The organism is Actinoplanes italicus, from assembly GCF_003001815.1.
GTDB lineage: Bacteria > Actinomycetota > Actinomycetes > Mycobacteriales > Micromonosporaceae > Actinoplanes > Actinoplanes italicus.
This window is the reverse complement of the sequence record NZ_PVMZ01000016.1, coordinates 200,191-218,916: the sequence shown is the minus strand read 5'-3', so window position 1 is coordinate 218,916 and position 18,726 is coordinate 200,191. Positions and strand designations below refer to the sequence as shown.

Genomic DNA, 18,726 nt, shown 5'->3' with positions numbered 1-18,726 from the left:
CCTCCGAGGGGACGTCGGGGCCAGCAGGAGGAAAGCGCTTTCCACCGGAGTCTGGAGCGGCTCGTCGCCGGAGTCAACGGTTTCCGGCCGGTAAATTGTGGATCGTTTCAGTGGCCGCCCCGTGCTCGTTCCCAAGATCATCTTTGAATGATTCAAGGCAGCGCTGCTCCGGCGCGATATCGTGCGACTTCAATGCTTTGCCGAGTGATGCGGAGTCGCCCTGATGTCGCAACCACCCGAAGTGCATTCCGCCTGGCTGCCGCCCTCGGCGTTCCGGGCGCTCGGTTCCCGGCGGATCCGGATCGAGGGGCGGGGCCTGCTGGTCGACACGGTCCGCTCCGAGGTGGCCCAGGCGTGCGCGAGCTTCGGCGGGCGGATCTGCGAACCCGGCGAGCCGGCGGACCTCGTCCTCGACGCCTCGGTGACCTCCTCGGAGGGATTCCGGATCGGGCGGCTCGGCGAGTCGACGGTGGTGGCCGCCGACGGTCCGGCCGGGCTGCTCCACGGCCTGTTCGAGGTGGTCCGTCGCGGGGAGGCCGCCTTCGACCCGGCCCTGGCCGAGGAGCGGCACGAACCTGCCCTCCCGCTGCGGGTGCTCGACCACTGGGACAACGTCGACGTGCACCCGGTGATGGGGCAGGTCGAACGCGGCTACTCCGGCGGCTCGATCTTCTGGCGGAACGGGCGGCTGCGCGAGGATTTGACCCGGGTCCGCGGCTACGCCCGGCTGCTGGCCGCCACCGGGATCAACGCGGTCACGGTCAACAACGTCAACGTCCACACCACCGAGACCCACCTGCTCACCGACGGGCTCGGCCAGGTGGCGACCCTCGCCGGGATCTTCCGCGCGTACGGCATCCGCGTCCACCTGTCGGTCAACTTCGCGGCGCCCGTCATCCTCGGCGACCTGGACACCGCCGACCCGCTCGACGACGCCGTCCGGCAATGGTGGAAGCGCACCACCGAGCGGGTCTTCGAGGCGATCCCCGACTTCGGCGGCTACCTCGTGAAGGCCGACTCCGAGGGTCAGCCCGGCCCGTTCACCTACGGCCGCGACCACGCCGACGGCGCGAACATGCTCGCCGCGGCGCTGGCCCCGTACGACGCCGTGGTCCGCTGGCGGGCGTTCGTCTACAACCACCGCCAGGACTGGCGTGACCGCACCACCGACCGGGCCCGCGCCGCCTTCGACCACTTCGCGCCGCTCGACGGCCGGTTCGACGACAACGTGATCGTGCAGGTCAAGCACGGTCCGATGGACTTCCAGACCCGCGAGCCGGTGTCACCCGTGCTGTTCGCGATGCCGTACACCCGCCTGGCGGTCGAACTGCAGGTCACCCAGGAGTACACCGGCCAGCAGAAACATGTGTGCTACCTGCCCCCGATGTGGAGCTCGCTGCCGTTGCGGTCCGCGGCCGGCCTGACCGCGGTGTCCAGCGTCGGCGACGACCCGTTCTGGACCGGTCACCCGCTGGCCCAGGCCAACCTCTACGCGGTGGGCCGCCTGGGCTGGAACCCCGGCCTCGACCCGCTCGCCGTCCTCGACGAGTGGATCAGCCTGACGTTCCCCGGCCTGCGGGAGGTCCTGCACGACCTGATGGACGACTCCTGGCAGACGTACGAGCAGTACACCGCCCCACTCGGCGTCGGCTTCATGGTCCGCCCCGGACACCACTACGGTCCCGACGTCGACGGCTACGAGTACACCCCGTGGGGCACCTACCACTTCGCCGACCGGGACGGCGTCGGCGTCGACCGGACGGTGGCCACCGGCACCGGCTTCGCGGGCCTCTACCCCAAACCCTTTTCCCAGCTGTACGAGTCTCGCGCCACCTGCCCCGACGAGCTGCTGCTGTTCTTCCACCACGTGCCATACGACCACGTCCTGCAGAGCGGCACCACGGTGATCCAGCACATCTACGACACCCACTTCGCCGGCGCCGAGCGGGTGGCCGGCATGCGCGAACGCTGGCTCTCGGCCGCCGGCCCGGTGGACCCGGCCGTCCACGCCCGCGTCGCCGAGCGCCTCGACGAGCAGCTGCGCAGCGCCGAGGAGTGGCGCGACCAGATCAACACCTACTTCTACCGCAAGTCCGGCATCCCCGACGCGAAGGGCCGGACCATCCACTGAACCGCTGTCAGCCTTCACGCAGCAGGGCAGCGGCCTCCGCCCGCAGCGCGGTCGCCTCCCCGGCATGCCGCTCGCTGACCGCCGGCCGGGCCAGGAGGCGGTCCGTCTGTCTGTTCAGTGCTTCTACGAGCCCGAAAGTCTCCCGGCTGACCACCTCGGCCAGGTCCGGGAGGTGCGCGTTCCGATCCGAGGCGGCGAGGCCGCGGACGATCGCCAGTGACTCGGCCATCGGCGGCCGCGCCTCGTCGATCCGGTCGGCCGCGGCGTGGGCGGTGGCGTACGCCGACAGTGCCGCAGCGAGGCCGGGCCGCGGCAGCCGTGCAGGACGGTCCCGGGCGACGATCGCACGATGCAGGCCGAGCTCGCGGTGCTCCCGCGGAGCCCGGACGTGACTGTGCTGCCCGGACTGGTCGACGGCGTGCGAACCCAGCCATTCGGTCTCGAGCCGGAGCGGGATGTCCTCGTCGGACGGCACCAGCACCTCGACGTTGCCGCCGACCTCGATGTCCCGGCTGGAGCCGATCCGCCCGATGTGGCGGGCGCGTGGGGCGCAGTGCAACATGGCGAGATCGAGTTCACCGTCGGCAAAGCCGATGACGGCGGGAAGCGGCGGGCCCCCGGCGGCCGGCGTCACATGGATCCGGGTGTCCGGGTCGGCCAGCATCCGTGGGCCGACCAGGTGCAGGGAGGTGAGCACCCGACCGGCGGCGACCGTGATGCCGGTGCCCAGCACCTTGCCGGTCTCGTCGGTGATGCGGACCAGGTAGCCGAGTTCGTCGGGCACGGAGATATCAGACATCGGCGATCTCTGCTCGGGGGCGGTTGTCGCTGCTCCATCCACGATGGCATGTCCGCACAGGCGCCCGCCAAGGGTGAGATCGGGATTCGGCCGCGTGCACCACCGTGACGAGCCGGACGGCCGATCCCGTTCCGGCTGCCTCGCGGTGCCTGTTCTGCCCGGACGGGCGGGTGTGCGCAGCCGGTCTACGGTGATCGCGTGACCGACAAGCTGCCCGACCCTCCCGAGCCCTACGAGCCGCCGGCGCAGATCCCGGTCGACGCGTCCGAGCCGCCGGTCGACCCTCCGCCGGTGCGGGTCCCGGTCGATGTGCCGGAGCCGCCGGTCGATCCTCCGTACAAACTGGTGGTTCTGCCTCAGCAGCCGCCGCAGGCCTCGCCTCGCCGGTGGGTGGTGCCTGTCGTGGTCGCCGCGTTCGTTCTGGTGCTGTGCGCGGCCGGTTCCGTGGCGGCGTTGCTGAACCGGGCGAACCAGGACAGTGGAGTGTCGGCCGAGGGCCCGGCGCGGCAGGCGGCTGGAGGTCGGACGACGACCGCACCGGCGGCCTCCCCGGCGGTGCAGCGGCTCGAAGCGATGCCCGCCGACGCCGAGAGGCGCCGCTGGGACTACACACAGGGCGCCCTGACGTCGATCTACTTCGTGAACGACAGCGCGGAGAGGGTGACCGTCAACTGGATCAGCGATGACCAGGAGCGGATCAGGTACCAGGATCTCGAACCGGGCCAGAGCTATCAGCAGCAGACGTACGCCGGGCACGTCTGGGTGATCACGCGCGCCGACGGGACGGCCGTGGCGCTGTTCGAGGCGGTGGAGGCGCCGGGTCTCGCCGAGATCCGCTAGCGTGCTTTCTGAGTCGGGGTGTGTGGCTGTCAGCCGTATCTCGGGTCTGCTAACGGCCGGCGGCCTCGGTCGTGAGGATCAGCACCCCGTGCGGTCCGAGGGTTCCCGGTGGTTCGCCGGTCAGCAGGTCGACACCGTCGAGTGGCGGCAGGACGACCGGTTCCGGGTTGTGGTTGAGGACGAACAGGAACGCGGTGCCGTCCGGAGCGACCCGGGTCGCGGTCTCCACGTCGTGCAGGCCGGCGCACGGTCCGAGCAACCCGTGCCCGGCCAGTACCTCCCTGATCACCCGCTCGACGCCGCCGGGATCGAGGCCCGCCCCGATGTACCACGCCTGTCCCGCGCCGACGTCGTTGCGGGTGACCGCGGCCGTACCCGCGTAGAAGTCGGCCCCATAGGTGCCGACGACCGTGGCGCCCTGTGGGATGACCAGCTCGAACAGCAGGCGTGACGCGAAGGTCTCGTCGCCGATGGTGACCGGGTTGACGTAGTCGGGCTCGCGGGCGTCCCACTCGTCGACCCGCACCCCGAACAGTGGACCAAGGGGGCCGGGGACGTCGGCAAGGAACGCGTTGTCGTCCTCGTCGACCCGTCCGGACAGGAATGTCGTCAGCACCGTTCCGCCGCGCTCGGCGACCGCCGACAGGCGCGACGCCAGGTCACCCTTGACCATGTGCAGGGCCGGCGCGACCACCACGTCGTAGGCGTCCAGCGAGGCGGTGACGGGGAGGACGTCGACGTCGGCGCCGAGCTGCCACAGTGCCCGGTGATGGGTGGTGACCACGTCCAGGTACTTCACCAGCCGTGACGGCCCGTCGGAGATCTCCAGCGCCCACCAGCTGTCCCAGTCGAACAGCAGCGCCACCCGCGCCGGGGTACGCGCACCGAGCGTGGCCGCACCGAGGCGCTCGAGTTCCGTACCGAGAGAGGAGATCTCCCGGAAGACCCGGGTGTCGGACCGGCCCGCATGGCCGATGACCGCACCGTGGTATTTCTCGCTGGCGCCGCGCCCGGCGCGCATCTGGAAGAACAGCACCGCGTCGGCGCCGTGGGCGACGGCCTGCCAGCTCCACAGCCGCATCACGCCGGGGCGCTTGAGCGGGTTGACGTCGCGGCAGGCGGTGACGCTGGGTGTCTGTTCCATGAGCCAGAACGGCTGCCCGTCCTTGAGGCCGCGCGTCAGGTCGTGGGCGAGCGCCATCCGTGCGGGGGAGCGGTCGTCGGGCGGGTAGTTGTCCCAGGAGGCGAAGTCGAGGTGCGGCGCCCACCGGTGGTAGTCGATCGGCCGGTACAGGCCCATGAAGTTGGTGGTGACCGGAGTGTCCGGATCGGACTCGCGGACGGCGGCCTTCTCGTCGCAGTAGTTGGCGAGCATCGCGTCGGACATGAACCGCAGGTAGTCGAGGGTGATGCCCTGGAAGGCGGTGTGGTCGGGGCCGCGCCAGTGCTCGGTCAGGGCGTTCGGCGGCTCGATCTCGTCCCAGCCGGTGAACGTGTGCGACCAGAACGTGGTGTACCAGGCGGCGTTCAATGCGGACAGGGAGCCGTACCGCGAGCGCAGCCAGTCCCGGAATCCGGCGGCGCACAGGTCGCAGTAGCAGGCGCCGCCGTACTCGTTGCCGACGTGCCACGCGACGATCGCCGGATGTCCGGCGTAGCGTCGCGCGATCCGCCGGGCCATCTCGGCGGAGAGCCGCCGGAACTCCGGCGAGCTGGGGCAGGAGTTGTGCCGCTGGCCGAACCGGTGCCTGCGGCCCTCGAAGTCGGTGCGGGTCACCGACGGATGGGCGCGCGCCATCCAGGCGGGGTGCGCGCCGGTGCCGGTGGCCAGGCAGATCCCGCGCCCGGCAGCGGCCGCCCGTTCGACGATGCGGTCCAGGGTGGTGAAGTCGTAGACGTCCGGGGCGGGCTGGGTCAGCGCCCACGTGAACACACCGACGGTGAGCGTGTCGATGCGCGCCTCGTCGAACAGGCGATGATCCTCCTCCCACACCTCCTTCGGCCACTGCTCCGGGTTGTAGTCGCCGCCGTACCGGATCTTCATCGGGTGTATTCCTCGCGGACGATGGCGATCAGGTTGCGGGCGTTGCCGAGCAGCATCAGGACCAGCAGCGATCCGGCGAGGGCGAGGGCGGCCTCGGACCAGAGCCAGACGCCTGCCGCCGCGGCGATCAGTAGACAGAGGTTGCTGACGGTCACCCCGGGGCAACGGATCATGAGGTACGCGGAAAGGCGCACCACATCGCGGGTGCGGAACTCGAACAGTGACGTGATCACCAGGGCGTTCAGCATCCACAGTGTCGCCCCGGTCCCGACGAGCACGAGCGGCCCGGCCCACCAGCCGGGCAGCCCGCTCGCCCCGAGTCCGGCCAGGTTCATCCCGAGGATCGTCACCCACACCAGCCACATCACCCAGATCGCCAGCGCACCACGGGCGTTGAGCCGGTAGCCGCGCCAGAACGCGAAGCCCGGGCGCAGGTCGGTCAGGTCGAGCCGCCGGTGATGGATGGCGTAGATCGCCGCGGACAGCGCCGGCCCGGCAGGCAACGCGCACAGGGCGGCCAGCGGCAGGTTCGACGCGTCCGGTTCGAGCAGCACGAGCAGCACCAGCCCGGGCGCCGCGGTGATCAGTAGCGCCAGCTCGACGGCGAGTAGCGTGTAGATCATCGCGGCGCCCTGCGACAGGGTGCCGGTGCCGAACCGCTGCTCCACCGACGTGCTCACGACGGTCCTCCGAGCAGGTGCGAGTCGTTCCACCAGGACGGTGTCTCGTCGGCGACGGGAGTGATCTCCAGCAGGGTCACCTCGTGCCGGCCGAGCGTCAGATCGAGGTGTGCGCGCCCGTCGGTGACCGGGAGACGGCCGTGTTCGCGGGCCGGTTCGGCGGCCTCGCGCAGCCAGTCCAGCTGGCGGGGCAGCGGCGATCGGGGCGAGCCCATCTCCCGCCACGCCGCCCACACGTTGCCGTGCTCCTCGCCGACCCGCGACCGGAGCACGAACGCCGACGGGCCGCTGACCGGAAACGACAATCGCAGGTGATGCGTTTCCGGGGAGTTCCGCAGATCGGTGCAGTCGACCGGTGCCCAGGCCAGGACGGTCACCCGGCCCGTGGAATCGGCGCTGATCAGATGGTCGGGACCGCGGGACAGTTCCGGGCCGCCCATGCGCGCCATGAAGGCGTACAGATGGAAGGTCGGCTTCTTGATCTGCCGGTGGGTGAGCAGTCCGAAACCGCCGTGGAAGAGCGCGGTCGGCACGCCCTCCTCCTCGAACATGTCGCTGAACGTCCAGTAGGAGAACGAGTCGGCGAGGTCGCCGCCGGTGGCGATCACCGGCGCCAGATATGCGGCGTGGAATGCCGTGTCGTGGATCGGGTTGTCCGGCCGGTAGGACGAGTTGAACTCGGTGATGTGCACGGGCAGATCCGCGAGCGGGGTGCCGGCGAGCTGTTTGCGGGGCAGCGCGAACTGTTCCAGCAATCGTGACGCCGGCGCCAGGGTCTGATGTGTTCCGAACGGCACGTGAAAGGCCGGGCCGGAGGTGTACGCGTGCCGGCTCACGAAATCGATCGGCACGTCGTTGTCGATGACGAAGTCGGCGAACGTCTCCAGATACTTGTCCGTGCCGGGGGAGATGGCCGGGCCGCCGACCTGCAGTTCCGCGTCCACCTCCTTGATCGTCTTCGCGGTGGTCTCGTACAGCCGGTGATAGGCGTCGGCGTCCGCGTTCAGCCAGAACTGCGGCAGGTTCGGCTCGTTCCACACCTCGATCGGCCATTGCCGCACCTCGGCGAGACCGTAACGGTCGACGAGGTGCGTGACCGTCGCGCGGACCAGGTCGGCCCACGCCGACCAGGACCGCGGCGGGGTGATGTTGCCCTTCCACCAGAACACCGTCTCGGGCCCGGACGCGAGCTGGTCCGGCATGAATCCCAGCTCGAGAAAGGGACGGACGTCCAGCTCGAGATAGGTGTCGACTACCTGGTCGAGATAGGTGAACGAGTGCCGTACGTGCTCGTCGTCCAGAAAGGAGTAGGGCCGGTAGATGCCCATGCCGTCGCTGAACAGCCCGTGCCCGCGGATGTGCCGGAAACCGATCTCCCGCTGGATGAGGGCCAGCGATTCCTGATAGTCGTGGCGCAGCGCCAGGTCCATGCGACCGGTGCCGACGCAGGCCCGCCAGGCGTCCATCAGCCGTGCGCCTTCTTGTAGCGCTCGTACGCCTTGTTGACGATGTCCACGTACTTCGTGGCGTTCTTGCCCTCCAGTTCCTTGACGTAGGCGTCCCATTCGGACAGCGGCCGCTGTCCGAGAGCGAACTTCAGCGTGTTCTGGAAGACGTGGTCCTTGAGCGCCGAGTCCCAGAGCGTGACCTGCTCGCGCTCCTCGATGGTGAGCGGCGCGGGCGGCGCGACCGGGCGGATCTCACGCTTGTTCATCTCGGCCTGGAACGCCTTCTCCTCCTCGGAGAACTGCGAGTTGAGCATGGCGGTGCTGCCGCCGTACGCGAAGACGCCGTTGAAGAACCCGTAGTCGACCTGCAGATCCTTGGTGGCGTCCGGGTTGAGGCCGGCCCACTTGATACCCGGGTCGAGTTTGAAGGAGCCGTCGTCGACCTTGCCGGTGTAGGTCTGGCCCTCGATGCCCCACTTGCTGAACATCAGGCCGGCGTCCGAATACCACAGCCAGTCGATGAACTGCATCATGGCCACGAAGTTCTTCGACTCGAGCGCCTTCTTGGAGATCATGATGCCGTTCTCCAGGCGGGTGTGGCCGGGCAGGGTGGCGCCGGCCGGTCCGATCGGCAGGATCATCTTGGCGACCTTCGCGCCGGGAAGCTTGGCGATGTCCTTGCGGGCCTCGTTCACCAGGGTCTGCGCGTTGCAGCTCATCACGAACGACTTGCCGGTGGCGAACTTCTGCCGGGCCACGTCGTCGGTCTGAGTGAAGCTCTCCGGGTCGAGCAGGCCTTCCTTCACCAGGTTGTGCACGTACTCGAGCGTCTGCCGGTACTGGTCCATGCTGCCGGAGTAGACGAACCTGGCGGCGGTGGCGTCCCACTCCATCGGGTTCCAGCCCCAGCCGGCCCGCGTGCCGTACGAGGTGCCGACCAGGTTGAACAGGTTGTTCGCGCCCGGCTGCGGGGGAGTGCTCCAGCGGTCCGACAGCGGGTACTGGTCCGGGTACGCCTTCTTCATCTCGCGCAGCACGCCGGTCAGGTCGTCCCAGGTCGTGGGCGCCGTCAGCTTCAGCTTCTCCATGACGTCGGTGCGCACCGCGAGCGAGTAGTCCTGCCAGGTGTTCTCGTGCAGGCCCGGCAGCAGGTAGTACTTGCCGTCCTCCGCCTTGAACCCGTCCAGGTTGGCCTGCAGGTTCCAGCGGGCGACCTTGTCCTTGAAATGTGGCATCAGGTCGACGTAGTCACTGACCGGCAGGATCGCGCCGCCGGCGATGAACGCCTCCTCGTCCGGGTGGTACGTCTTCGGGATGATCATCGGAGCGTCGCCCGCACTGACCACGACGCTGCGCTTCTGGTTGTAGTCGCTGCCCGGCACGGCGGTCGACTCCAGCGTCACGTTGGTCCGGGCGGTCAGTTCCTTGAAGAACGGCCAATCCGCCTTGTACGGGTACGCCTGGTTGCTGAGCATCATGATCGAGAAGGACAGCGGCTCGGTGGCCTTGAACTGGTCACCGGCCTTGAAACCCTCCATCGCACCGGCACGCTTGCCGTCGAGGCCCTCGGTGGAGCCCTCGCCGTCGTCGCTGCAGGCGGACAGCCCGGCGGCCACGGCCGCGGCACCCGCGGCGGTCAGAAGATGACGTCTGGTCAGCTGGATCATGGGGGAGTGCTCCTAGCCTTTGACGGCGCCGAGCATGACGCCGGAGACGAAATAGCGCTGGATGAAGGGGTAGACGAGCATGATCGGCAGCATGATCAGGACGATCGTGACGGCCTGGATGCTCGCGGCGATCTGCAGCGCGGCCTCGCTGGTGGCGGTGTTGTCGGTGCCCGAGGTCGCGCCGGCGATCAGATTGCGCAGATAGACGGTGACGGGGAACAGTTCCTGCCGGTCCATGTAGAGGAACCCGGCGAACCAGGAGTTCCAGAAGCTGACCGCGTAGAACAGCAGCATCGTGGCGAGCACGGCCTTCGACAGCGGAAGCACGATCCGCAGCAGGGTGCCGTACGTGCCGCTGCCGTCGACGGCGGCCGCCTCCTCGAGTTCGACCGGCAGGCTCTCGAAGAACGCCTTCATGACGAGCACGTTGAAGACGCTGATCGCGTTCGGCAGCACGATGGCCCACAGGGTGTTGCGCAGACCGAGCGAGCTGACCAGCACGTAGTTGGGGATGAGGCCGCCGTTGAAGAACATCGTGAAGACGGCGATCCCGACGAGCAGGCCGCGCCCCTTGAGATGCTTCTTCGACAGCACGTACGCGTAGCAGGTGGTCAGGACCAGCGCGATCGCGGTGGCCACGACCGTGTAGAACACGGTGTTGCGATAGTTGACCCAGAAGATCGGATCGGACATCACCTTCTCGTACGTGGTGACGTTGAACCCCTTCGGCCAGATCGAGACCTGCCCGGACCGGATCTCCTGCTCGCCGCTGAACGAGCGGGCCAGCACGTGGATGAACGGGAACAGCGTCACCGCGACCACGATGGCCAGCACGAACCCGTTGACCGTCTGGAACACCCGGTAGCCCCGGGTCACGCCTACCACAGGCTCGTTCCCGCCACTCGTCGCGACAGTGAGTTGGCGCTCAGCACCAGGATCAGGCCGATCAGCGACTCGAACAGGCCGATGGCGGCGGCGTAACTGAAGCTGCCGGAGACGATGCCGACCCGGTACAGGTAGGTGGCGACGACGTCCGCGGTCTCGTAGGTGAGCGGGTTGTACAGCAGGAGGACCTTCTCGAACCCGACCGCCAGGAACGTGCCGATGTTGAGGATCAGCAGCGTGATCATCGTCGGACGGATGCCGGGCAGGGTCACGTGCCAGGTCTGCCGCCAGCGGCTCGCGCCGTCGACACGCGCCTGGTCGTACAGGTCCTCGTCGATCGTCGTGAGTGCCGCGAGGTAGAGGATCGTGCCCCACCCGACGGTCTGCCAGACCTCCGACGACACGTAGATCGTGCGGAACCAGTCGGGGTCCTGGATGAACGCGACCGGGTCTTGCCCGAGCGCCCGGAGCCCCTGGTTGATCACGCCGTCGACCGAGACCGTCTGCAGGATCAGGCCGGCCACGACCACGATGGACAGGAAGTGCGGCAGATAGGACACCGTCTGCACGAAACCTTTGAGCCACCGCGTGCGGACCTCGTTGAGCAGCAGCGCCAGCATGACCGGCAGCGGGAAACAGAACAGCAGCGTGAGCCCGCCGATCACCACGGTGTTGGTGAAGACCTGCCAGAACGTCGGGTCGGCCAGGAACATCCGGAAATAGCGCAGGCCGACCCAGTACTCGCCGAACAGGTCACCGCCCGGCTCGTACCGCCGGAAGGCGATGACGTTCCCGATCATCGGCAGATAGCGAAAGATCAAAAAGAACACCAGAGGGAGTACGGCCAGCGAGTACAGCTGCCAGTCGCGGCGCAGGGCCCGTCCCCACGAGCGGCGGCGCGGCCGCATCGGGGCCTCGGGTGGGTCCTTGGTGGCGTCGGTAGGCACAGTGGAGTCGGTGAGGATCATTGACCAGCCGTCCGAAACTTTCGTGGCGAAACCGGATGTCTGGCGGCGAACCTAAGTCCGTTACGAACACATGTCAAGGCTGATGAAAGCGCTTGCCGGATGGTGATCAACAGTGGACTTGGTCAATGGCTGGTCGGTATGGTGCCGGGAATGCGGAGCGAAACTCGCGCCGCAACTACCGGCGTTGGTGCGTGATTTCCGATGATGAAGCCCGCTGAGAGTCCGGCAACGATCGCCCTCATCGCGAACGACGTCGGCGTGTCGGTGACGACCGTGTCCAAAGTCCTCAACGGGCGCGCCGACGTGGCCGCGCAGACCCGCGCGCGTGTCGAGGCGAGCCTGCAGCGGCACGGGTACCGCCGGCGCAACCGCAGGCTCCCGGCCATCACCGGCCACGTCGACCTCGTCTTCCACGAGTTCGACACGGCCTGGGCCATGGAGGTCATCCGCGGTGTCGAGGCGGTCACCGCGCCGGCCCGGGTCGAGCTGGTGATCTCCCAGCTCGGCGGCAAGCACCGGCCGCCCCGCCACTGGGCCGACGACCTGCTCGTGCGCAGCCCGCTCGGCGTGCTGCTGGTGCTCTGTCATCCGACCGAGAGCCAGCGCAAGCTCCTGCTCCGGCAGCGGATCCCGTTCGTCGTGCTCGACACCGACAGCGCCACCGCGGCCTCGGTCCCGACAGTCGGCTCCAACAATTTCAACGGCGGCCTCCTGGCCACCCGCCACCTGCTCGAACTCGGGCATCGGCGGATCGCCGTGATCTCCGGTCCGGCCGACGTGCTGTGTGCCCGCGCCCGCGTGGCCGGTTACCGCTCCGCGCACGACGACGCCGGTGCGCCGATCGACCCGGCCCTGGTCCGCTACGGCGCGTTCACCGGGCAGAGCGGATACGAGATCGGCCTAGAAATGCTGAGCGGGCCCGACCGGCCCACCGCCGTCTTCGCCGGCTCCGACATGCAGGCCATGGGTGTCATCCGCGCGGCTCGCCGGCTCGGCCTGCAGGTCCCTGCCGACGTGTCGGTCGTCGGCTACGACAACGTGCCGATGTCCGCCTGGGCCGCCACCGCGCTGACCACCGTCGACCAGAACCTGCCCGACATGGGCGGAACGGCCGCCCGCATGCTGCTCGACCTGGCTCGCGGCGCCGACGTGCCGATGACCCGCGTCGACCTCGTCACCGAGCTGGTCATCCGCGAGACCACCGCCCCGCCTCGTTTCCGCCCGAACCCCGCCGCCTGACCGCCGTTCTCCCTTCCCTCCCTCCCTTCCGGCCCGCGCCGCCTGGCCGCCCGCCTCCCCGAGGAAGACATGGCTGCTTTCGATATGCCGCTCGACCAGCTGGAGCGCTACCTGCCGGAGGTGCCGGAGCCCGACGACTTCGACGGCTTCTGGGCGTCGACGCTCGCCCAGGCCGCCGGGCCGGCCCTGGTGGACGTCCGCCCGGCTCCGAACGATCTGGCGCTGCTCGACTGCTGGGACGTCACGTTCGGCGGCTTCGCGGGTGAACCGGTCCGTGCGTGGCACACCCGCCCGGCCGGAGTCGCCGAGCCGCTCCCGGCGGTGATCGAGTTCGCCGGGTACGGGCGTGGCCGGGGCCTACCGCACGAACGGCTCACCTGGCCGGCGGCCGGCTACGCCCACCTGTTGATGGACAACCGCGGCCAGGGTGACCAGTACGGTTCCGGCGGCGACACGCCCGACCCGTCCGGCACGGCACCCGGCGGTCCCGGTCTCATGACCAGGGGCATCCTTTCCCCGTACGACCACTACTACCGCCGCCTGATCACCGACGCCGTCCGCGCCGTCTCCGCGCTGCGTGCCCTGCCCGGCGTCGATCCGGCCCGCGTCGCCGTGGTCGGCAACAGTCAGGGCGGCGGCCTCGCGCTGGCTGTCGCCGGCCTGATCCCGGACCTGGCCGCGGTCCTCGTGTCGGCTCCGTTCCTGTGCCACATCCGGCGGGCCGTCGACCTGACCGACAACGCCCCCTACGGCGAGATCGCCACCTACCTGTCCGTGCACCGCGACGCCGAGAAGGCCGTGTGGCACACCCTGTCGTACGTCGACGCCGTCAACTTCGCCCGCCGGGCCACCGCTCCGGCCCATTTCGGCGTCGGCCTGCGGGACACGGTGTGCCCGCCGAGCACCGGCTTCGCCGCCTTCAACCACTACGCCGCCGCCGAGAAGATCGTGCGCACCTACGCCTACAACGGCCATGAGCACGGCGACGCCTACCACGTCCGTGACCAGCTCCGATGGCTGAACCCGCGGCTTCAACCCGGCCCGGCGGCAGCCCGCTGACGTCCCGCTCCTGCCTGGGCGGGTCGGCGGCGGCCCGCTGACGTCCCGCTCCTGCCTGGGCGGGTCGGCGGCGGTCCGCTGACGTCCCGCTCCTGCCTGGGCGGGTCGGCGGCGGTCCGCTGAACCCGCGCCCCTTCTCTGATCGGGTCGGCGTTCGGTCATAAACTCTGTATACTGCACGGAGTTTCTGGTCCTTGTTCCCCGGAGGTTGCCTTGACCGAACAGAGCCCGCTCGCCGCCGCGGCGTTCACCCCGTCGCCGGAGCAGGTACGCACGCTCCTGGCCTGGTTCGACCGCTACGACGGCCTCGCGCGTGACAACGACGTCGAGGCGATGGCCGACGTCGCCCGGTTCCCGCTGACGGTGACGACCAACGACTCCGCCGGGGAGTGTGTCAGCCAGCAGTGGGACCGGGAGACGTTCGTCCGGAGCATGAGCATGGCCGCCACCACCGCGAAGATCGACAACGAGCGGCGGCCGGTGTTCCTCAACGCCGACCTCGCCGTGGTCGTCACCGACTCGACGGTCACCACCGACGACCAGACCCTGCACATGCGCTACGCCGACGTGATGGCCAAGGTCGACGGTTCGTGGCGCTTCACCAGCATGATCCAGGCCGGCTGGGGCGACATGCTCAAGCAGTACACCGGCGCCTGACCATGCTGGACGCCGCCCACCGGGTGAACCCAGTCCGCGCCGCCGGCCGGACCGGACCCGCCTGGCGCTGACCCCTCCCGCCGTCGCCGCGATTCTCCTGCCAGCGTGGTGATCTGTGGCGCGTATGTGGGCGTAGGTCACCGCGCTGTCGGGGGTCGGCGGTGTGCGTGGTGATCTGTGGCGTGTATGCGGGCGTAGGTCACCACGCTGTCGGGGGTCGGCGGTGTGCGTGGTGATCTGTGGCGTGTATCCGGGCGTAGGTCACCACGCAGCGGACGGCGCGACGCCGGATACTGCGAAAGTCGCGCTAGACACCTTTCGCAGTCGGGGTTCCCGGCCCGTCAGCCGCATTCGTTTGAGCCGTCGGTGGCGCTCGGTCGGCTGATGGCCGGGCGTTACCGTCGTGGGCTCCGGGCTCGCGGGGTGGGTTACCGCCGCGATCCGGTGCTGGACGATCAACTAGGGCCGTTTTCGGAGCCGGGCTCCGGGATATCGCTGCTTCCGGCCCGGTAAAGGGTTCACCGCCCATGGCTGGGCGATCAGGCGGTCTGGGGAAGGGGTCGCCGGGCACGGCTGGGCGATCAACAGCCCGGGGAAGGGTTCGCCGCCCATGGCTGGGCGATCAGGCGGTCTGGGGAAGGGGTCGCCGGGCACGGCTGGGCGATCAACAGCCCGGGGAAGGGTTCGCCGCCCATGGCTGGGCGATCAGGCGGTCTGGGGAAGGGGTCGCCGGGCACGGCTGGGCGATCAACAGCCCGGGGAAGGGTTCGCCGCCCATGGCTGGGCGATCAGGCGGTCTGGGGAAGGGGTCGCCGGGCACGGCTGGGCGATCAACAGCCCGGGGAAGGGTTCGCCGCCCACGGCTGGGCGATCAGGCGGTCTGAGGAAGGGTTCGCCGCCCATGGCTGGGCGATCAGGCGGTCTGGGGAAGGGTTCGCCGCCCATGGCTGGGCGATCAGGCGGCCCGGGAAAGGGTTGTCCCCACCAGCCCCAAACAGACCCTGACCGTAAAGGTGTCTAGCCGGGCCGCATTCTGCCGCACACCGTCTCGGAGTTGGGCCGCGGGAATCTCTCCCGCGGCCCAGCCGTGTCAGTGCGCGGGCCGTTGGCTCGTCCGGTCGTGTCGGCACGGTGACGGCAGCCGAGAAGGCGAGCCCCAGCGGCGTGGCTACCCGTCCCGGTCAGAAGCCGGGAAAGACGGCGCGCAGGTCGTCGAGGGTGATGTTGCCGGTCACGTCGGTGCCCGCCGCGGTGTGATCCGGGCCGAGACGGCCGTAGAGCAGCCGGAGCGCGGACTCCAGCGGGCCCGTGAAGGTCGCCGTCACCGGCAGGGTGTCGGTGGTGAACCGCACCGACTCGTCGATGACGATGCGGTACGGCGTACCGGTGATCTCGACGACGGCGTGCTCGGGGGCCTCCTTGGCCTTGCCGATGAAGCCGAGCAGGAAGCCCAGACCGCCGACGAGATGCTCGGCGAGCACCTCGGCCGAGCCCTCGGCGAGGGTCGCCGACGGGTCGAGGCCCGCACGCACGTCCCAGGTGTGCTGGGCCACCTCACTCAGACGCAGGGCCGCGAACGACGCGAGCGGCACCGGCTCGGGCAGGAAGGTCTTGACGAGCAGGTCCTCGTGGCGGTCCTCGGGCACCGACTCGAGGCTGGTCACCAGCGCCTGATCCGACGCGAGCACACCGGTGGCCTGCTCCTGCGGGCTCAGGGCGTTCCAACGGTCCCACACGCTCTGGTTGAAGTCGGGGCCGGGCGCCTCGGCCTCGCCCACCGACCCGCGAAAACCGGCCAGACTGATCTCGGCGCCGCTGCCCAGGTGAGACAGGACGTCGGCGATCGTCCATTCGGAGGCGCCGGAGGGGCCGGTCAACTGGTCGGCGGACAGTGACGGCACGAGGCTTTCCAGCCCGTCGTGCTCGCTGCGCAGGGCCGCGATGGTGCGGCCGGCAAGGGTCGTCATGGCACCAGCGTAGATCGACGGGCGGACAGTCCCGGCCGGAAGCGATGGGGCCGCGATGGCGCCGGCCGCACGCGGTCCGCGATCGGCCGCCGCCTCGCCCCGGTCCGGATCGCGTGTTGCCAGGTCGGACGGACTGCCGGCCGTACTCGTGGCGGTGAGGGCGGCCGCGAACAGCAGCAACTGGTTCACCGCGTTGAGCAGCACCAGCAGACCGACCGAGCCGGCGACCAGCCCGTACACCGGATTGGTCTCGATGGCCTGGATGTAGCGGCTGCCGATCGTCTTGAGCAGTTCGATGGCCACCCCGGCCAGCACCGCCGGCCCGAGGAGGCGGCGCCACGACATCCGGATCCGGGGCAGCCCGGTCAGCGCGCCGCAGGCCAGAGCCGTGTTCACGCCGGTTCCCACCAGGAACCCGACGATGCCGAGCAACAGCCGGGACACAGCGTCGCCGGCATCGGCGACCTCGGCGATCCGGCCCGCGGCGACGGTGGTCGCGTACGCCGCCGCGAGCGACGCCACCAGCAGCACGCCGAGGCCGAGGAGCACAGCCAGGTCGACGAGCACCCGGCTCGCCAGCCGGCCGGGATACTCCGCGAGCCGCCAGATGCGGCGGATCGACGAGCGGAAGGCATCCGCCCAGAACCATCCGGTGATCGGCAGTCCGATGATGGCGACGACCCCGACCGTGGTCCGGGCGTCGCGCATCGCCCGCACGTCGAGACCGGGCAGATCCTGCGCGAGATAGTTCTCCACCGCGTGCAGTACTCGCGGGTCGTCCAGGACGAAGCCGAAGGCGGCGAAGCCCATCAACCACGCCGCGAAGGTCCCGAAGAAGGCGTAGTACGTCACCGCGGCGGCCAGCCGGCCCCCGTCGGCCTCGTCGTAGCGCACCCCGGCGCGAACCAGATGATCGAGCCACCCGACGCGGTGGCGCAGCCGTCGCCAGAGCACCGCGACCCGTCCGGAGGAACGCTCAGCCATCACACCGCGTCCCTACCCGGCGGCCCGGCCGCCCATGCCTCGCCACGACGGGGCGCGACGGTTGTGCGCTACCGCTGTCTCAGGTGCGGCGAGACAGCGGTAGCGCACAACCGGATAGCTTCTGCGGAGGCGTGGGCGCGCGTGGGCGTACCCGAGGAAGGCTTCAGATCTTGGCTCCTACGGCGGAGCCGTTGGACGGGACCAGGAAGTTCGAGGAGCGGATCGAGCCGTCGGCGTTGCGGGCTCCGGTGATCGTCGCCTGGTCGGTGGAGACGAACGTCCAGGTGCCGCCGATGTTCCAGGAGTTGCCGGAGGCGGTGGAGGAGCCGAGCGCCACCGAGGTCTTGTTGCCGACGGCCAGGTTGGCGGTCAGGCGGGTGGTGGAGCCGCCGTCCACGTCGAAGCCGGTCTTGGCGTTCTTCCAGGCGGTGCTGCGGTTGATGGTGATGGCTCCGGTGTTGCCGTTGTCGGTGAAGCCGTGTGCGGCGTTGCTGTACGAGAACGTGTTGGTGACCGCGTGGGCCGCGGCGGGGCCGGTGCCGCTGCTGCCGCCCAGCTTGAGGCCGTTGCCGTCGCCGGAGAAGTCGGGGATGCTCCAGCGGTTGTAGCCGTTGCCGTACGCGACCGTGTTCTGGATCGTGATGGGCGAGGTGAACATCCAGGCGTCGAAGCCGTCGTCGACGTTGTTCCACAGGCGGGCGCCGCGGACCACGTTGCCGGTGCCGCTGCCCTCCTTGATGCCGAGGCCGTCGGCGCTCTCGCCGTTCTTGCGCGGGTCGCGGTTGCCGTAACTGTCGAGGTTGAGGATCAGGTTGTTCGCCGAGCTGTTCTGCAGCTGGAAGCCGGTCTCGTAGTTGTTGCGGGTGACGAGCCGCTCGAAGGTGTTGTTGTTGCAGCCGGCGCAGTACACGCCGTACGGCCCGTTGATGATCTCCAGGCCGATCAGCTTCCAGTACGACGCCTCCATGTGGATCGCGCCACGCTGGGCGGCCGGGATCGTCGAGCCGACCGCGCCGGGCGTGTAGCCCAGATTCTCGCCGTCGATGATCACGCGCTCGGAGCCGTACGCGGTGAGGGTGATCGGCGCCGACGAGGTGCCGCTCTTGGTGATCTGGATGTTGCTCGCCAGCGCGTACGTGCCACCGCGGAGCGAGATCGTGCCGCCCGCGGTGATCAGGCTGATGGCCTTCTGAATGGTGGCCAGGGGCGCCGACTGGGTGCCGGCGTTGTTGTCGCTTCCGTTGGTGGCGACGAACAGGGTGGTGGCAGCCGAGGCGGGAGCGGGGAATCCGCCGATTACGGCCGCCGCTGCGACAGCCGCGGCCAGCACATTCCTGATTCGCATGGGGATCTCCTTT

14 protein-coding genes are annotated in these 18,726 nt (G+C 69.4%); 5 read left to right on the top strand and 9 right to left on the bottom strand.

Annotated elements, in window-relative coordinates:
• The first annotated feature begins 223 nt into the window (after positions 1-223).
• On the top strand, positions 224-2,131 hold the full coding sequence (locus tag CLV67_RS33320; RefSeq protein WP_106325567.1) for an alpha-glucuronidase: 1,908 nt from the start codon (positions 224-226) through the stop codon (positions 2,129-2,131).
• 7 nt (positions 2,132-2,138) lie between these two features.
• Here CLV67_RS33320 and CLV67_RS33315 read toward each other — a convergent pair whose 3' ends face one another.
• Positions 2,139-2,930, bottom strand: coding sequence for a hypothetical protein (locus tag CLV67_RS33315; RefSeq protein WP_106325565.1), 792 nt, complete (start codon positions 2,928-2,930; stop codon positions 2,139-2,141).
• Positions 2,931-3,128: 198 nt separating this feature from the next.
• Between CLV67_RS33315 and CLV67_RS33310 the strand changes: the two genes are divergently transcribed.
• Positions 3,129-3,770, top strand: coding sequence for a VHL beta domain-containing protein (locus CLV67_RS33310; protein WP_106325563.1), 642 nt, complete (start codon positions 3,129-3,131; stop codon positions 3,768-3,770).
• 49 nt (positions 3,771-3,819) lie between these two features.
• On the opposite strand, the gene CLV67_RS33305 is transcribed toward CLV67_RS33310, so the two are convergent.
• The 6 genes from CLV67_RS33305 to CLV67_RS33280 are packed head-to-tail and all read right to left on the bottom strand — an operon-like array spanning position 3,820 to position 11,441.
• On the bottom strand, positions 3,820-5,814 hold the full coding sequence (locus CLV67_RS33305) for a beta-galactosidase (protein WP_106325561.1): 1,995 nt from the start codon (positions 5,812-5,814) through the stop codon (positions 3,820-3,822).
• Complete coding sequence (locus CLV67_RS33300) at positions 5,811-6,494, bottom strand: YesL family protein (protein ID WP_106325560.1); 684 nt, start codon at positions 6,492-6,494, stop codon at positions 5,811-5,813. Before CLV67_RS33300 ends, CLV67_RS33305 begins: the two co-directional genes overlap by 4 nt.
• On the bottom strand, positions 6,491-7,960 hold the full coding sequence (locus CLV67_RS33295) for a GH39 family glycosyl hydrolase (protein WP_170154095.1): 1,470 nt from the start codon (positions 7,958-7,960) through the stop codon (positions 6,491-6,493). Before CLV67_RS33295 ends, CLV67_RS33300 begins: the two co-directional genes overlap by 4 nt.
• Positions 7,960-9,609, bottom strand: a complete 1,650-nt coding sequence (locus tag CLV67_RS33290; protein ID WP_106325556.1) for an ABC transporter substrate-binding protein — start codon at positions 9,607-9,609, stop codon at positions 7,960-7,962. Before CLV67_RS33290 ends, CLV67_RS33295 begins: the two co-directional genes overlap by 1 nt.
• Positions 9,610-9,621: 12 nt before the next feature.
• A complete protein-coding gene (locus tag CLV67_RS33285) occupies positions 9,622-10,485 on the bottom strand; it encodes a carbohydrate ABC transporter permease (RefSeq protein ID WP_239166287.1) in 864 nt (287 codons plus the stop codon).
• Between the two features lie 2 nt (positions 10,486-10,487).
• Positions 10,488-11,441 carry an ABC transporter permease gene (locus tag CLV67_RS33280; protein WP_239166286.1) on the bottom strand — a complete coding sequence of 318 codons (954 nt, stop codon included), beginning with the start codon at positions 11,439-11,441 and terminating at the stop codon, positions 10,488-10,490.
• A gap of 222 nt (positions 11,442-11,663) precedes the next feature.
• Here CLV67_RS33280 and CLV67_RS33275 point away from each other — a divergent pair, with 222 nt between their 5' ends.
• The 3 genes from CLV67_RS33275 to CLV67_RS33265 all read left to right on the top strand — a co-directional run bounded on the left by CLV67_RS33275 (position 11,664) and on the right by CLV67_RS33265 (position 14,417).
• Complete coding sequence (locus tag CLV67_RS33275; protein ID WP_106325550.1) at positions 11,664-12,701, top strand: LacI family DNA-binding transcriptional regulator; 1,038 nt, start codon at positions 11,664-11,666, stop codon at positions 12,699-12,701.
• A gap of 69 nt (positions 12,702-12,770) precedes the next feature.
• A complete protein-coding gene (locus CLV67_RS33270) occupies positions 12,771-13,760 on the top strand; it encodes an acetylxylan esterase (protein WP_106325548.1) in 990 nt (329 codons plus the stop codon).
• A gap of 213 nt (positions 13,761-13,973) precedes the next feature.
• Positions 13,974-14,417 (top strand): nuclear transport factor 2 family protein, encoded by a 444-nt coding sequence (locus tag CLV67_RS33265; protein WP_106325546.1) that lies wholly within the window; start codon positions 13,974-13,976, stop codon positions 14,415-14,417.
• A 1,181-nt stretch (positions 14,418-15,598) separates the two neighbouring features.
• Here the strand turns inward: CLV67_RS33265 and CLV67_RS53740 are convergent.
• Together CLV67_RS53740 and CLV67_RS33250 are read right to left on the bottom strand one after the other, a co-directional pair.
• Entirely contained in the window at positions 15,599-17,368 is a 1,770-nt protein-coding gene (locus tag CLV67_RS53740; RefSeq protein ID WP_239166962.1) for a YhjD/YihY/BrkB family envelope integrity protein, read from the bottom strand.
• A gap of 163 nt (positions 17,369-17,531) precedes the next feature.
• Positions 17,532-18,713, bottom strand: coding sequence for a right-handed parallel beta-helix repeat-containing protein (locus CLV67_RS33250; protein WP_106325544.1), 1,182 nt, complete (start codon positions 18,711-18,713; stop codon positions 17,532-17,534).
• Positions 18,714-18,726 lie beyond the last annotated feature (13 nt).

Bases quoted from the DNA above. Each gene is read 5' to 3' on its own strand.
- CLV67_RS33320 (WP_106325567.1), top strand. From the start codon at position 224: ATGTCGCAACCACCCGAAGTGCATTCCGCCTGGCTGCCGCCCTCGGCG.
- CLV67_RS33315 (WP_106325565.1), bottom strand. From the start codon at position 2,930: ATGTCTGATATCTCCGTGCCCGACGAACTCGGCTACCTGGTCCGCATC.
- CLV67_RS33305 (WP_106325561.1), bottom strand. From the start codon at position 5,814: ATGAAGATCCGGTACGGCGGCGACTACAACCCGGAGCAGTGGCCGAAG.
- CLV67_RS33295 (WP_170154095.1), bottom strand. From the start codon at position 7,960: ATGGACGCCTGGCGGGCCTGCGTCGGCACCGGTCGCATGGACCTGGCG.
- CLV67_RS33290 (WP_106325556.1), bottom strand. From the start codon at position 9,609: ATGATCCAGCTGACCAGACGTCATCTTCTGACCGCCGCGGGTGCCGCG.
- CLV67_RS33275 (WP_106325550.1), top strand. From the start codon at position 11,664: ATGATGAAGCCCGCTGAGAGTCCGGCAACGATCGCCCTCATCGCGAAC.
- CLV67_RS33270 (WP_106325548.1), top strand. From the start codon at position 12,771: ATGGCTGCTTTCGATATGCCGCTCGACCAGCTGGAGCGCTACCTGCCG.
- CLV67_RS53740 (WP_239166962.1), bottom strand. From the start codon at position 17,368: ATGGCTGAGCGTTCCTCCGGACGGGTCGCGGTGCTCTGGCGACGGCTG.
- CLV67_RS33250 (WP_106325544.1), bottom strand. From the start codon at position 18,713: ATGCGAATCAGGAATGTGCTGGCCGCGGCTGTCGCAGCGGCGGCCGTA.